General features: G+C 62.2%; 17 protein-coding genes. 9 read left to right on the plus strand and 8 right to left on the minus strand.

Annotation, left to right across the window (positions count from 1 at the left end):
- Positions 1 to 33 precede the first annotated feature (33 nt).
- Complete coding sequence (locus ACHMW6_RS33210; RefSeq protein WP_395403575.1) at positions 34 to 1,299, plus strand: ATP-binding protein; 1,266 nt, start codon at positions 34 to 36, stop codon at positions 1,297 to 1,299.
- On the opposite strand, the gene ACHMW6_RS33215 is transcribed toward ACHMW6_RS33210, so the two are convergent.
- From ACHMW6_RS33215 to ACHMW6_RS33240, 6 genes are all read right to left on the minus strand, one after another.
- Complete coding sequence (locus tag ACHMW6_RS33215; protein ID WP_395403577.1) at positions 1,280 to 1,678, minus strand: cupin domain-containing protein; 399 nt, start codon at positions 1,676 to 1,678, stop codon at positions 1,280 to 1,282. The genes ACHMW6_RS33210 and ACHMW6_RS33215 overlap by 20 nt on opposite strands.
- 53 nt (positions 1,679 to 1,731) lie before the next feature.
- Positions 1,732 to 2,457: a PEP-CTERM sorting domain-containing protein gene (locus ACHMW6_RS33220; protein WP_395403579.1), complete on the minus strand. Its 726-nt coding sequence runs from the start codon at positions 2,455 to 2,457 to the stop codon at positions 1,732 to 1,734.
- 206 nt (positions 2,458 to 2,663) lie between these two features.
- Entirely contained in the window at positions 2,664 to 4,499 is a 1,836-nt protein-coding gene (locus tag ACHMW6_RS33225; protein WP_395403581.1) for a glycoside hydrolase family 35 protein, read from the minus strand.
- Positions 4,500 to 4,686: 187 nt separating this feature from the next.
- Complete coding sequence (locus ACHMW6_RS33230; protein WP_395403583.1) at positions 4,687 to 5,106, minus strand: DUF4019 domain-containing protein; 420 nt, start codon at positions 5,104 to 5,106, stop codon at positions 4,687 to 4,689.
- A 61-nt stretch (positions 5,107 to 5,167) separates the two neighbouring features.
- On the minus strand, positions 5,168 to 5,398 hold the full coding sequence (locus tag ACHMW6_RS33235; protein WP_395403585.1) for a hypothetical protein: 231 nt from the start codon (positions 5,396 to 5,398) through the stop codon (positions 5,168 to 5,170).
- Between the two features lie 13 nt (positions 5,399 to 5,411).
- Positions 5,412 to 6,299, minus strand: a complete 888-nt coding sequence (locus tag ACHMW6_RS33240) for a cupin-like domain-containing protein (RefSeq protein WP_395403587.1) — start codon at positions 6,297 to 6,299, stop codon at positions 5,412 to 5,414.
- Between the two features lie 99 nt (positions 6,300 to 6,398).
- Here ACHMW6_RS33240 and ACHMW6_RS33245 point away from each other — a divergent pair, with 99 nt between their 5' ends.
- Positions 6,399 to 6,581: a hypothetical protein gene (locus ACHMW6_RS33245; protein ID WP_395403589.1), complete on the plus strand. Its 183-nt coding sequence runs from the start codon at positions 6,399 to 6,401 to the stop codon at positions 6,579 to 6,581.
- Here the strand turns inward: ACHMW6_RS33245 and ACHMW6_RS33250 are convergent.
- A complete protein-coding gene (locus tag ACHMW6_RS33250; protein ID WP_395403591.1) occupies positions 6,578 to 7,504 on the minus strand; it encodes an AraC family transcriptional regulator in 927 nt (308 codons plus the stop codon). The two genes, ACHMW6_RS33245 and ACHMW6_RS33250, sit on opposite strands and share 4 nt — an antisense overlap.
- A gap of 115 nt (positions 7,505 to 7,619) precedes the next feature.
- On the opposite strand from ACHMW6_RS33250, the gene ACHMW6_RS33255 reads away from it, so the two are divergent.
- Genes ACHMW6_RS33255 through ACHMW6_RS33270 form a run of 4 tightly spaced genes read left to right on the plus strand, consistent with a single transcriptional unit; the run spans position 7,620 to position 9,309 of the window.
- The gene (locus ACHMW6_RS33255) at positions 7,620 to 8,156 is read left to right on the plus strand and encodes a carboxymuconolactone decarboxylase family protein (RefSeq protein WP_395403593.1); all 537 of its coding nucleotides are present in this window, start codon (positions 7,620 to 7,622) and stop codon (positions 8,154 to 8,156) included.
- Between the two features lie 11 nt (positions 8,157 to 8,167).
- Positions 8,168 to 8,296 (plus strand): hypothetical protein, encoded by a 129-nt coding sequence (locus ACHMW6_RS33260; RefSeq protein WP_395403595.1) that lies wholly within the window; start codon positions 8,168 to 8,170, stop codon positions 8,294 to 8,296.
- Between the two features lie 22 nt (positions 8,297 to 8,318).
- Entirely contained in the window at positions 8,319 to 8,648 is a 330-nt protein-coding gene (locus tag ACHMW6_RS33265; RefSeq protein WP_395408774.1) for a DUF417 family protein, read from the plus strand.
- Positions 8,649 to 8,685: 37 nt separating this feature from the next.
- On the plus strand, positions 8,686 to 9,309 hold the full coding sequence (locus tag ACHMW6_RS33270) for an amidohydrolase family protein (protein WP_395403597.1): 624 nt from the start codon (positions 8,686 to 8,688) through the stop codon (positions 9,307 to 9,309).
- Positions 9,310 to 9,333: 24 nt separating this feature from the next.
- Here ACHMW6_RS33270 and ACHMW6_RS33275 read toward each other — a convergent pair whose 3' ends face one another.
- Complete coding sequence (locus tag ACHMW6_RS33275) at positions 9,334 to 9,699, minus strand: cupin domain-containing protein (protein ID WP_395408775.1); 366 nt, start codon at positions 9,697 to 9,699, stop codon at positions 9,334 to 9,336.
- A gap of 387 nt (positions 9,700 to 10,086) precedes the next feature.
- Between ACHMW6_RS33275 and ACHMW6_RS33280 the strand changes: the two genes are divergently transcribed.
- From ACHMW6_RS33280 to ACHMW6_RS33290, 3 genes are all read left to right on the plus strand, one after another.
- On the plus strand, positions 10,087 to 11,007 hold the full coding sequence (locus tag ACHMW6_RS33280; RefSeq protein ID WP_395403599.1) for a LysR family transcriptional regulator: 921 nt from the start codon (positions 10,087 to 10,089) through the stop codon (positions 11,005 to 11,007).
- A 110-nt stretch (positions 11,008 to 11,117) separates the two neighbouring features.
- Positions 11,118 to 11,873, plus strand: a complete 756-nt coding sequence (locus ACHMW6_RS33285; protein ID WP_395403601.1) for an SDR family oxidoreductase — start codon at positions 11,118 to 11,120, stop codon at positions 11,871 to 11,873.
- Positions 11,874 to 11,992: 119 nt separating this feature from the next.
- Positions 11,993 to 12,115, plus strand: coding sequence for a hypothetical protein (locus ACHMW6_RS33290; protein WP_395403603.1), 123 nt, complete (start codon positions 11,993 to 11,995; stop codon positions 12,113 to 12,115).
- Positions 12,116 to 12,176: the final 61 nt, after the last annotated feature.

Below are 12,176 nucleotides of genomic sequence, written 5' to 3' on the forward strand. Positions count from 1 at the left end.
TGTTCATCAACGCTTTTTTCCTGAAAGCGAACGATGAACACTACCGAGATCGACCCGGGCGAGCTTGCCGTTGCGCCGGCTGTCATAGCCAAGTGGCAGGGCATTCTCGACCTCGTGGCGCAAGTCATCCAGGTGCCGGCGGCCCTCATCACGAAGGCCGAGCCGGGTTCCCTGCGCGTTTTCGTCAGCAGCCATTCCAGCGGCAACCCTTATGGGCGGGGCGAGTCGCCGCAGAGTTGCGGCTCGTATTGCCACACAGTGCTGGCCACCCGGCGTCCGCTGGTGGTGGCGAACGCGCTCACGGACCCGCACTGGCATGGCAGCCCCAATGCCCAGCAGGGCATGATTTCCTATATGGGCTACCCACTGCGCTGGCCCAACGACCACCTGTTCGGCACCATGTGCATCCTGGACAGCCAGGAGCACGCCTATGCTCCCGCCCACCAGCAGTTGCTGGAGCAGTTTCGCGACGTGGTCGAACAGGACCTGCAGCAGCTCTACACCTCGCGCCAGCGCGAGGAAGACGATGCGGCGATGATGCAGCAGATCATCATTACCGAGAAAATGGCTACCGTCGGCCGGCTGGTGACGGGCATCGCCCATGAACTGAATACGCCGCTGGGCAATATCGTGCTGTGCGCGTCCACGCTGGCGGACCGGCTCGGCGAGATATCCACGCAGGCGGCCTCCAGGAAGCTGACCCAGGGCGGGCTCAAGCACCTGCTGGAAGAAGGCCGCGACGCCTGCCAGATGATCGAACGGAACAGTGCCCGCGCAGGCGACCTGATCGCCAGTTTCAAGCAGATTGCCGTCGACCAGGATGCGCAGGAGCGGCGCCTGTTCAAGCTGGAAGAAACGGTACGCAATATCACGACGGCGATGGGGCCGATGCTGCGCCGTGAACATGTGGAGCTGGCCGTGGACATCCAGCCTGGCCTGACGATGAACAGTTATCCCGGTCACGTCGAGCAGGTGCTGGCCAAGCTGATCGACAATTCGGTGACCCACGCGTTCGTGGGCCGCGAGATACGCCGCATCACCATTTCAGCGGCGATGGACGGCGACATGGTGCAGTTGATTTATGAGGACAATGGCTGCGGCATCGCGCCCGATGTGCTGCCGCGCGTGTTCGATCCCTTCTTCACCACGCGCGTCGGCGGCGGTTCACAGGGGCTGGGACTGGCCATCGTGCTGAACGTAGTGCAGGCCATCCTGCACGGCACCGTGCGGCTCGAAAGCACGCCGGAGGCCGGCGTCCGCTTCACTTTCCGCCTGCCGCTCAATCCTTTAGCAAGATAGTCAGCAGCAGCAGCGAATCCTGGTTGGCGCGCAATGCATGCGGCGCGCCGCCTTCGAGGTACAGCATCTCGCCGCCGCGCAGGATCGCGGTGCGGCCGTGTGCATCGAACGCCACTTCGCCCTGCAGACATTGCAGCGTGATCTGCCCCTTCACGCTATGCTCCGGCAGCGCTTTTCCCGCCGGCAGCACGATACGAATCAGCTCCAGCTGTTCCGTCTTTGCCAGCGCAATCGACGCGAACTGCGACAGGTTCTCCCCCCGCCAGTCCCTGAATCGCGATGACCTGCCCGGATGATGCATGTGGTAGCGCCATGATGCCCTCCTCTGCGTTTCCTCCATGTTACCAGTCCCGCCCACACCGCACAGCTTCGCACCCATGCAAAAAAAAATCGGGCCGGCAAGGGCCCGATTTTTACGGCGCTCACTAACGCTTAGCCGATGCGTCGACGGCGGGCATAAGCCAGGCCAAGCAGGCCCGTGCCGAGGATCGCGAGCGTGCCTGGCTCCGGAATCTCGTTCGAACCGCCGCCACAGCCCGGCGTGCCGGGCCGACATGGCGCCGGCTCGCAGTTGGTCGAGCCAGGAAGGCAGGCGCCGGATTTTGCCGAGGTATTGTTATAGCCTTGCACGTGGACAGCCGCGTACAAGCCAGGCGCCGGATTCCTGCCCGGCAGTTGCGACAGCAGCTGGAAGTTGTCCACGCTGAGAATGCCGGACGCGATCGTCAGGCGATAAGTGGACGTATGGCCAATGCCCAGTTCGCCAGGATTCGCGTTGGCAAACTGGAAGATCCCGTCATAATCGCCGGACGCCGAGCCGTGCTGGCAATCGCCGCAAATGGTAGCCTTGGTCGCCGCCACATCACCCACGCCACCGATATGGCTGAGGACGCCACCCTGTGCGATGGCATCGCCGTTGAACCACCAGTCATTCACGTAAATGCCGGCCTGAAGCACGCCGGTGGCCACGCGCATGGTGATGTCGACATAGTTGGTGCCATAGTCGGTAAATTGCAGGGTGGCCCAGGTGTCCAGGCTGGTCTTGCCTGGCAGCAGCGATGCTGCTGTGCCGGTATAAATGTTCGCGTTATTAAAGTCCAATGTCCAGGTGCCGGCTTGAGCCATCGGGGCCAATGCGGCCAACGCAAGTGCCAGCATACTTGCTTTTGTTTTGAGGTATTTCATATGCTCCCTTTGATTGAATGTCCGGTCAAAGGGAGCAAATCTCGTGCCAAAAATACAAAATATTACCAAATCAATACGTTAGCGACGCACGATCTGAGTGCACCTTTACTAGGTGCAAGATTTCCCGACACTAACTTGTCAAACCGCAGGAGCACCGATGTTACGTTTGCCTGCCAGGTTCAGCCTGGCGTGGCGAAAACCGGGTCCGGCAGGCCTTGCACGCTGGGCGCCTCGGGTGCGCCATCGAGGTCGAGAATAACGATCTCGTTGTCCCCATTGCGCAGCCAGGGCGCGGGCAGGAACAGGCTCTGCTGCGGCCCGACACGCCAGTAGCGCCCAAGGTGATGGCCATTGACCCAGACGTGGCCCTTGCCAAGAGCACGCATGTCGAGGAAGGTGCTGCCCGGCGCACTGGTGCGGAAATGGCCGCGCCAGAATGTGGGACCGCGCTTCGCCGGCGCCCCACGCTCGAAGCGCAGGCCGGACAGGTCGTCCAGCGGCATATTGAACACTTGCCAGTCCACCAGCGGCTTGCCGCCCAGGGACACGGAGCGCGTGAGGCCTTTGCGCTCGTCCGGCAGCAGCGGACCAAAATTCACGCGGCCCATGTTTTCGACCACGACGTCCAGCGTGCTGCCGGGCTTGAGGTCGATAGTCGTTTCATGCTCGTTGCGCCGGCGGTCCATGGTGGCGAAAGTGGCGCCGTCGGCCAGCAGATGGGCGTAGTCGCGCACCGCACCCAGGTCCAGCTTGGCAGACGCACCCTCTGTGAAGCGCTTGCGGTAGACAATGAAGCCGTAGCCCTGTCCATACGCTTCCATATTGCGGGCCAGGTGGGATGTGCTGGGCTTGGGCAGCGCATCGACCAGCGCTACGGACTCATCCAGCGTGAAGCGCGGCACAGCGATCGTGGGCGTCTGCTTCGGCAGGTCCGGCAGGCGCTCGCCCGGCGCCAGGTGACGTTCGATGGCGGCGCGGATGGCGTAGAACTTCGGCGTAGGCCGCCCTGCCTCATCGATCGCGGCGTCGTAGTCGTAGCTGGTGGTGTCGGGCGTGTAGTTGGTGCCCTGGCTGTTGGCGCCGGGTTGCCAGCCGAAGCTGGTGCCGCCGTGCGCCATGTACAGGTTGAATGAAATGCCCTGCCCCAGCATCCAGTCCACCGCATCGGCCGCCAGTTTCGGACTGGTCTGATTGTGGCGCGAGCCCCAGTGATCAAACCAGCCGGCCCAGTATTCGCCGGCCATGCGCGGTACATTCTGGCGGAAGGCAGCGAGCTGTGCGAAGGCATCCTTCACCTCATCCAGCGTCCCGTTGAAATTGACGACGGGCGTTATGCCGGGCAGGGTGCCGCGGTCGAGCAGGGTCGGATCGGGGCCGTCCGAGGTGAACAGGGGCAGGTCGAAGCCGGCTTCGCGCATCTGCTTCTGGATGGTTGCCATGTACTCGTGGTCGTCGCCGTACGAGCCGTATTCGTTCTCCACCTGCACCATCAGGACCGGCCCGCCGCGCGAGGACAGGAGCGGCGCCACTTCCTGCGCCACCCGCTTCAGGTAGCGTTCCGACGCTGCCAGGAAGCGCGGGTCCATGCTGCGCACGCGCAGGCCGGGCGTACGCAGCAGCGACGCGGGGAAACCGCCAAAGTCCAGCTCCGCGCAGACATAAGGGCCGGGACGCAGCACGACGTTCAGGCCCTCTTCCCTGGCGGTGCGAATGAACGCTGCCAGGTCCAGGTTGCCGCTGAAGTTGAATTGCCCCGGCTCGGTCTCGTGCAGGTTCCAGAACACATAGGTGGTGATGGTGTTCAGGCCCATCGCGCGCACCTGCTGCAGGCGCTCGCGCCAGAACGCGCGGGGGATGCGGGCATAGTGCATCTCACCGGCGCGGATGACGTAAGGTTTGCCGTCCAGTTCGAAGTGGTCGTTCACCACCGCAAAATGCGGCGCAGCCGCCTGCGCGCCCAGCGCCGCCATCATCATGCCCAGCGCCGCCAGGCCCTTCATTCCTTTGAATTGCAATGCAGTCTCCTCGTAGTTAAATAGCCGTTATTATTTTTCTTTGGCGCTATTCTAGTAATTGCCGGAAGAGTCGAGCTATGCAATTCTTGCGAAAATCTATAAATTAGATAATGGTAGCGCTAATACGAAAGAACCGTGTCGGGCATACTTTCATATTGCCGTAGTTATTAGAAAATGCCATATTGAATTATTTTACGAAATAACCGGACACACGCCAGACACCATCAGCGTCTTTGCTGGGGGTTACAGTCTCAATCGCTGCTTTCTTGTTTGCGAACTGTGTCTGGTATTGAATCAAGACATATTGGCCGGCCGGAGCGCCGGGAAGCTGTTCGGTGTAGGTGGCGGAGATGAGGGCTCGTTTTTCGAGGGGGCCGAGCGGCGACCGGGCGCTGGTGATCGCGGTTTGCCAGTCGGATTGGGAAATCGCGGTTCTGAAAGGCTGGGCCGCCTCGTCCCAGCTTGAGGCGTACTGCGCGGAATCGACCAGCGTGAGCCAGCGCTGGGCGACGGTTTGAGCCTGTTGCACGGCGTCGGGTTCGGGCTGGACCGCAGACGCGCTGGCCGAAAGCAGTGTGAAAAATATTGAAGCAATAATTTCCCGCATGAGTCCCCCTAATGTCGAATAGTCAGCACCGCCTGCCACTATGCCACAAGCCACGCAGCTGTTATTTGAAAAACACCTTCCTGACTATTTCATAGACGACCAGCGCCGCAAATAAGAAGGCGGTGGCGTCAATGGCCATTATCGGCAGGGACGGCACGCGGATGACTTTATCCAGCAGCGTATAGGCAGTTGCAAAAACGAAGGCAATGGCGAGAATCCAGCGCTGTTGGCCGGCAAAAACGCCAACGCAGGCGACGGAGCTGACAAGGCTGATTATTGTTGCGATTTTCATGGATTGAGATTGTTTAGTTTTGATCTGGCTGCAAGCCCCGCAGCGCGAACGGCATTCCGCGCGCCCAGCGATTGGAGGATAGCGAAAAAGTCAGGGCGTGGACATAGTGGTACCAGCCGGCCGGAATATAGAGCATGTCGCCGGGATTGACGATGACTTCGATCAGCGCCGCCTGCCGCGCGAGGGGAAATTGATCGAAGTCGGGCGCCTCCGGATTGACGGGGGAGCCGAAAAGCACAGGGTTGGCTTCCCAGGCATAGAGGAATTCATCGTGATGCGGCGGGCTGAGGAAGATACGCTTGGTGCCCCAGATTTGCGCGAAGATGTTGTCGTCGAAATCGCAATGCAGCGGCGTCATCGTACCGGCGGGGCCGAGCCAGAAGCGCGGCGGGCCCATCTTGTCGAAATAGGCAGGCCAGTGGCACATGCTATTCAGTTCACGCAGTTCGAGATTGCCGACGTAGGGCGGCAGACCGGGCGCATCAAGATCGAGGTATTCGCGCATCGACATATCCTGCATGGCGCGGTCCGGCGCGAACGCCGTATTAATGTAATCGCCGACCCGTGCACGGACCGGCACGTGACCGAAGCGCTCGCGCAGGTCATCCCGCGTGAGGGCCAGCAAAGGCCAGCGGCCGACCACGCCTGTGATCAGGAAGGGCAGACCCTGGGCCGCCTGTGCGCGGAAGGCGCGCGCGTTCAGGGAGTTGACGCGCGGGACAGTGACGATGGCAGGCAGGCTGCGCGCGGCGCGCCGGATCGCTTCGCGCATTTCCTGCACCGAGGCCACGCCGCGCACCTGCGCATCGCGCTGCTCGCGCGCCTGCTTGCGGGCGAGCTCGGCGTCCGCATGGGGATTCGTCGGCGGCAGGCGCCGCGAAACTTTTTTTTCATTAAGCATGATTCAATTCAACTTCCGGTCACCGAATTGGCGACGGTGAAACTATAATGGCTGCGCGAAACGGCACGCTTTTGCCGCATCCACACCTGGAGTCCCCGCATGAAACATCTCTTCGTCGCCGCCATCGCTCTGGCTCTGTCCGTACCTGCATTCGCCAAGGGCACCACCCACACTACCAAGCACACTGCACATCACACCACCGCGAAGCACAGCGCTCACAAAACCACCAACAAAGCGCACAAGACCACCGCGCACAAGCGCAGCAAAGCGCCGAAGGCCTAAGCTGCGACAGCCGCCGGGCCAGCGCGCCGCCACTCGGCCGGCGTGTGGCCTGTGTGCTGCTTGAATACCCGCTTGAACGCCGCAACGGAATGGTAGCCGACCAGCTCGGCCACACGCTCCGTCGAGCCTCCGGGCTTGCGCAACTCGGTAGCGGCCAGCGTCATGCGGATATCGGCCAGAAGGCTGCTGGCTGAACGTCCCAGCTTATCCTGGAAATGCCGCGCCATCGTGGCGCGCGACATATTGCACAATGCCGCCAGCCGAGGCAAGGTCCATTCCTCAGCCGGCGAAGACATCATCGCTTCCATCGCCGGCGCCAGCCGCGGCGATCCCGCCAGCGCCATCAGTCCCACCGGCGCATCCTGCACCTCGCTCGCCAGCCGCAGCACCAGCGCAAACAAGGCAGCCGACAATGCCTTCAGCATCGCATCCCCGCCCGCCGCCCCCGCGCCGGACTCCTGCCGCATCAAGGCCACCAGGCCGGACAACTGCCCAGCGTTCTCGCCGCCGCGCACGATCAGCCGCGCCGGCAGATAGGCCCGCATCAGGCGATCCGCATGCGCGGGCAGCACGAAGCGCCCGCACAGCATGTCCAGCCGCTCTCCGCTGCCCACATTTTCGCTGACGGTGAGATTGGGTGCTTCCCGGTAGCGCGCGGTGGCCGGCTTGCGTCCGCTGCCATCGTGCAGCAGGTGGGCGGATCCGTGCGCCATCAGCACGATGTCGCCGGCATGCAGGACCTCGGCCGGACCGCCCGCTGGATCTTCCACCACGGCGGCGCCCGCGATCACCACGTGATACGGAATCTCGCCCGCCGCCGAATCCTCATAGACCACGCGCCACGGCGCGCCGTACAAGCAGCGCACTTCCAGCCGTCCGCTGGCGGGTGTAAGTTCAAGCAGGCGGCTGAGCCAGTCGGCCATAGCGGTTTAGTGAGTGAGTCGAATTAGCATGATATTGAGTAATTTCTGCATTATCAAGCTCACACGCAAACTCTAAAGTACTCCCATCGCAACCACAAACCGAAAGGAGTACATCATGACCCGTATCGCCACCCCTGCCATTGCCGACGCCACCGGCGCTACCGCCGAAGTCTACGCACAGATCAAGAAAGCCGCCGGCGCCGTGCCGAACACCTTCGCCACCATCGGCGCCCACGGCCCGGCCGCGCTGAAAGCCGTGCTCGCCGCTGATGGCGCGCTGGCCGCAGGCTCGCTGAGCAGGCAGGACCAGGAAACGATCAAGCTGCTCGTCAGCGAAATCGCCAGCTGCGACTATTGCGTCGCCGCGCACACGATGCTGGGCAAGATGGCCGGTCTCAGCCGCGAAACGATGAAGCAGATCCGCGGTTTCAAGCCGACCGGAGACGCGAGGCGCGATGCCCTGGTGCGCTTCGTGCGCATCCTGCAGCAGACCCGCGGCACCATCATCCAGCCCGAGTTCGACGCCATCAAGGCGGCCGGCTACACCGACCAGCAAATCGTGGAGATCAGCCTGGCCATCGCGGTGACGGTGTTCACCAATGTGTTCAACCGCATCAACGACACGGCCGTGGACTTCCCGGCCGCCGACTGAGGAGAACGCATATGAACGCACTGATCAACGCATTGTCGCGCTCGAAGCTGATGGCGCCGGGCCTGGACCTGCATGTCGTCCGCGCCTCGATGGTCATCATCTTTTTTTTTCTTCGGCTACCAGAAGTGGTGGGAATATGAGGCGCAGATCCTGATCCCCTACATCAGCAACGGTCCGCTGATTTCGTGGATGTACCCGGTGTTCGGCATCCGCGGCGCCAGCTGGTTCCTCGGCGTGGCCGAGTGGGCATTCGGCCTGCTGATCTTCGCCGGCTTCTGGAACCGCAAGCTGGGCATCCTGGGCGCACTGGGTTCCCTGATCACCTACGTGATGACGGTAACCATCATCCCCTTCATGCCGGGCGGCTGGGCCGAGTCCACAGGCGGCTTCCCGGCCATGGTGGGCAATGTGCCCTTCCTGATGAAGGATGTGGTGCTGCTGGCCGCCTCGGTCTACCTGCTGAAACAGGACGTGGCGAAAGCCGCAGCCTGAAGCTGACCGCGGGCTGATCAACCATGCTGCCTCCACCGTGGTGGTCGACAATGGCAAGGTGCAGGCCGTGCTGGATGGTTTCGTCGGCACCGACAGGTATCCCGGCGCCAAAGTCATCGACCTGCGCCAGCGCTTTGTGCTGCCCGGCCTGATCGACAGCCATGTCCACCTGATTTCCGACCGTGCCGGCGCGGACGGCACGCTGGCCGTTGTCAGCACCTGTGCCGCCGCCGCGGCTTATGAGGCACAGATGAATGCCGGCACCCTGGCGCTGCGCGACGCCATCAGCATGGGCTGGGTCAACGGACCGCGCATCATCGATGCCGGCAGGGCAACCTCCACCACATCCGGCCATATGGATGGACGCCTGGGCTATGCCGAATGGGTGCAGGAAGGCGTCCACACCGACAACCTGTGCGACAGCCCCGAAAGCTGCCGCCGCGCCGTCCGCATGCAAGTAGGCCGTGGCGTTGACGTGATCAAGATCGCCACCGTGAACGCCGCCGACCTGCTGGGCGTGAGCAAGCTCGCCGGCTCGCTGGAGCCGGGCAAGAGCGCGGACATCATCGCCGTCGGCGGCGACCCGCTGAAGGACGTGAAAGTGCTGAAGCAGGTGCCGTTCGTGATGGCGTCCGGTAAAGTCTTCAAGCACGAACAGTAATCGCGAGCCTTCCGGGTTTCGCCGTCACTTATCGGTTGGGATCAGTGCGGGCTTGCCGGCATCTTTCAGCAGCACAACGACGAACTTGGCGCGCTTGGTCTTGCTGGCGTTACGGCCTACGGTATGCAGGTCCTGAGGCGCTTCGTAGAAAGTGTCGCCCGCCTTCAGGTGCACTTCTTTTCCGCCCTTCACCCCCATCACGATTTCGCCTTCGATCACATAAACGAATGCGTGCGCGTCATGGCGGTGGATAGGATCAGCCCCGCCCGGCGGGTACTCGACTGAAAGCATCAACGCTTCCTTGCCGGGGTAGTCCGCCAGCGCTTTCGTGAACAGGGCTTTCACGTCAGGCTGAGGGGCCTCGGCGAATGCCAGGGGGCTGGCCAGCATGGCCGCCAGCAGGCAAGCGGGGGCGAGAATTTTTTTGGTATTGAACATGTCGGTCTCCAACGGACGAAGGAAGAATTCATTGCGCAGCAAATACATTGTAGGAAGAGCGCTGGCGCGGCGGTAGTGACCTTGAGGGCTGCACACTGGTGCGTGAAATGCACCAATCGCGGCCAGCGCATGGGTTAGTATTGTCAGGAAATCAGGGGTTTTTGGCATAGTTAAAGAACACTCCCTCCCTACTATTGCGTCTGGCGCATGAGGCGCCGCAATCGCAATGTGAGGTAAGGAATGAATGTAAAAGCGGGATGGCGGGCTACGGCGCGCGATGGAGGCTCGGACTCGTTGGCATCCAGTTTTGCAGCTACCTATGCCGGTGTGGTCGCCTTTATGGCCGTGGTACACGAGGGCAGCTTCGCCAAGGCCGCCGACCGCCTGGGCGTGGGACGATCAGCCGTCAGCCGCAGCGTGCAGCGGCTGGAAACTCAACTCGATACTCGCCTGTTCCAGCGTACCACCCGCAGCACCACCCTTACCGACGAAGGACAGCTGTTCTATGAAAGCTGCGGGCCCGGCGTGGAACGCATTATCCAATCGGTGGAAGAGTTGCAGGACCTGCGCTGCGGCTTCCCGCGCGGCCACCTGCGCATTTCCTCGGCCGTGGGGTTCGGACGCAAGGTCGTAGCGCCCCTGCTCAGCGACTTCCAGCAGCAGTATCCCGACATCACCCTTGAACTCATCCTGGATGACGCTCCGGCCGAGTTCACTGCCGGGCGCATCGACGTGGCCTTCCGCAACGGCCGCCTGGACCATAACCAGATCATTGCCAAGCAGCTGATTCCGATGGAAATGCTGGTATGCGCCTCACCCGAGTACATCGCCGGGCATGGGGTCCCGCAAAGCATTACCGAACTGGCCGGACACCGCTGCATCAACTTCCGCTTTGCCTCCGGCCGCATCTTCGAATGGGAATTCAAGGTGAACGGCTATCCGGAGAAATTTCTGCCGAAGGGGGTACAGACCTTCAACGATGCCGACCTTGTGCTGCAGGCGGTGCTGAACGGCGAAGGTATTGCGCAGATGGCGGGCTACCAGATCTGCGAACACCTGCGCAGCGGCCGTCTTGTCGCCTGCCTTGGCGGCTATGTGCCGGATGACCGGGGCCATTACATCTGCTACCTCAGCCGCCGCCAGTTGCCGATGCGGATACGCGTCTTCATCGACTTCATGACATCCCGCATCCGCATGCTGAACCTGCACTGCCTGGACAGCTATATTCCATCGCAACCCGTTGTCGCCCTGAGAGCCTGAGGATTGGTGCTTTGCGCACACCACAGTGTGGCCTTTTGGAGATCTACCGCGGCGCTTCGCCGGTTCCTAAACTCCTCGATGTGATTCATCTTTAACCCAGAGGAGCTAACATGAAAATCGTAGTCATCGGAGGCACGGGCCTGATCGGCAGCAAGCTGGTCACTCTATTGATCGAGCGCGGCCATCAGGCCATTGCCGCATCGCCCGCCTCGGGCGTCAACACCATGACCGGCGAAGGGCTGGCGGAAGCGCTGAAGGGCGCGGATGTCGTGGTGGACGTGGCCAATTCGCCTTCCTTCGAAGACAAGGCGGTGCTCGAATTCTTTGGAACCTCCGGCCGCAACCTGTTGCGTGCAGAGGCTCTCGCCGGCGTGAAGCACCACGTGGCACTGTCGGTCGTCGGTACGGACAAGCTGGCCGCCAGCGGCTATTTCCGCGGCAAGATCGCACAGGAAAAACTGATCCGCGAATCCGGCATTCCCTACACCATCGTGCATTCGACCCAGTTCTTCGAATTCCTGGGCGGGATCGCGAATTCCGGCGCGCAGGGTAACGCCATCCACCTTTCGCCAGCCTATGTGCAACCGATCTCGTCCACCGACGTGGCCGTGGCCATGGCCGATGCGACGCTGGGTGAACCGCTCAACGGCATCGTCGAGATTGCCGGTCCGGACCGCATCCGTCTTGCCGACCTGGTGCAGCAATACCTGACCGCGACCGGCGACAAGCGCAGCGTGGTAGCCGATAGCCAGGCGCTCTACTTCGGCGCCGCTTTGCAAGACAGCACGCTGGTCCCGGTAGGCACAGCCCGCATCGGCAAGGCCCACATCGCCGATTACCTGAAACAGGCGGCAACCCGTCACTGACACCCGGCAGCGCGGCGGCGGCCACTCGCTGCCGCGCGTATGGGTAATGTCATCCGCGACAATACTGATGCGACCATGGGCGACGAAAAGATCGGACGGCGCGCTGATGCGTGGCTTGTATGACACGCGCAGGAAGTCAGCCGCGCGCGGTGCCGCAAGGAGAGTTGCTCGATGGCAGCGGCAATCACATCAAGACCACGTTCCTGCGGCGGTACGAGATCACGAACGCCGCTTCCGGCTGACCGTTCGTTGGCGCACAGAGCCCGCCGGATTGCTGCCGTAAGGTATTGCCCTGTGTTGAAC

Origin of the sequence: Pseudoduganella sp. UC29_106, from assembly GCF_044055365.1 — a bacterium.
GTDB lineage: Bacteria > Pseudomonadota > Gammaproteobacteria > Burkholderiales > Burkholderiaceae_D > Rugamonas.

Excerpts from the sequence above, each read along its gene's own strand:
- ACHMW6_RS33210 (WP_395403575.1), top strand. The coding sequence starts at position 34 with ATGAACACTACCGAGATCGACCCGGGCGAGCTTGCCGTTGCGCCGGCT.
- ACHMW6_RS33215 (WP_395403577.1), bottom strand. The coding sequence starts at position 1,678 with ATGGGTGCGAAGCTGTGCGGTGTGGGCGGGACTGGTAACATGGAGGAA.
- ACHMW6_RS33220 (WP_395403579.1), bottom strand. The coding sequence starts at position 2,457 with ATGCTGGCACTTGCGTTGGCCGCATTGGCCCCGATGGCTCAAGCCGGC.
- ACHMW6_RS33230 (WP_395403583.1), bottom strand. The coding sequence starts at position 5,106 with ATGCGGGAAATTATTGCTTCAATATTTTTCACACTGCTTTCGGCCAGC.
- ACHMW6_RS33235 (WP_395403585.1), bottom strand. The coding sequence starts at position 5,398 with ATGAAAATCGCAACAATAATCAGCCTTGTCAGCTCCGTCGCCTGCGTT.
- ACHMW6_RS33240 (WP_395403587.1), bottom strand. The coding sequence starts at position 6,299 with ATGCTTAATGAAAAAAAAGTTTCGCGGCGCCTGCCGCCGACGAATCCC.
- ACHMW6_RS33245 (WP_395403589.1), top strand. The coding sequence starts at position 6,399 with ATGAAACATCTCTTCGTCGCCGCCATCGCTCTGGCTCTGTCCGTACCT.
- ACHMW6_RS33250 (WP_395403591.1), bottom strand. The coding sequence starts at position 7,504 with ATGGCCGACTGGCTCAGCCGCCTGCTTGAACTTACACCCGCCAGCGGA.
- ACHMW6_RS33255 (WP_395403593.1), top strand. The coding sequence starts at position 7,620 with ATGACCCGTATCGCCACCCCTGCCATTGCCGACGCCACCGGCGCTACC.
- ACHMW6_RS33260 (WP_395403595.1), top strand. The coding sequence starts at position 8,168 with ATGAACGCACTGATCAACGCATTGTCGCGCTCGAAGCTGATGGCGCCG.
- ACHMW6_RS33275 (WP_395408775.1), bottom strand. The coding sequence starts at position 9,699 with ATGCTGGCCAGCCCCCTGGCATTCGCCGAGGCCCCTCAGCCTGACGTG.
- ACHMW6_RS33280 (WP_395403599.1), top strand. The coding sequence starts at position 10,087 with ATGGCCGTGGTACACGAGGGCAGCTTCGCCAAGGCCGCCGACCGCCTG.
- ACHMW6_RS33285 (WP_395403601.1), top strand. The coding sequence starts at position 11,118 with ATGAAAATCGTAGTCATCGGAGGCACGGGCCTGATCGGCAGCAAGCTG.
- ACHMW6_RS33290 (WP_395403603.1), top strand. The coding sequence starts at position 11,993 with ATGACACGCGCAGGAAGTCAGCCGCGCGCGGTGCCGCAAGGAGAGTTG.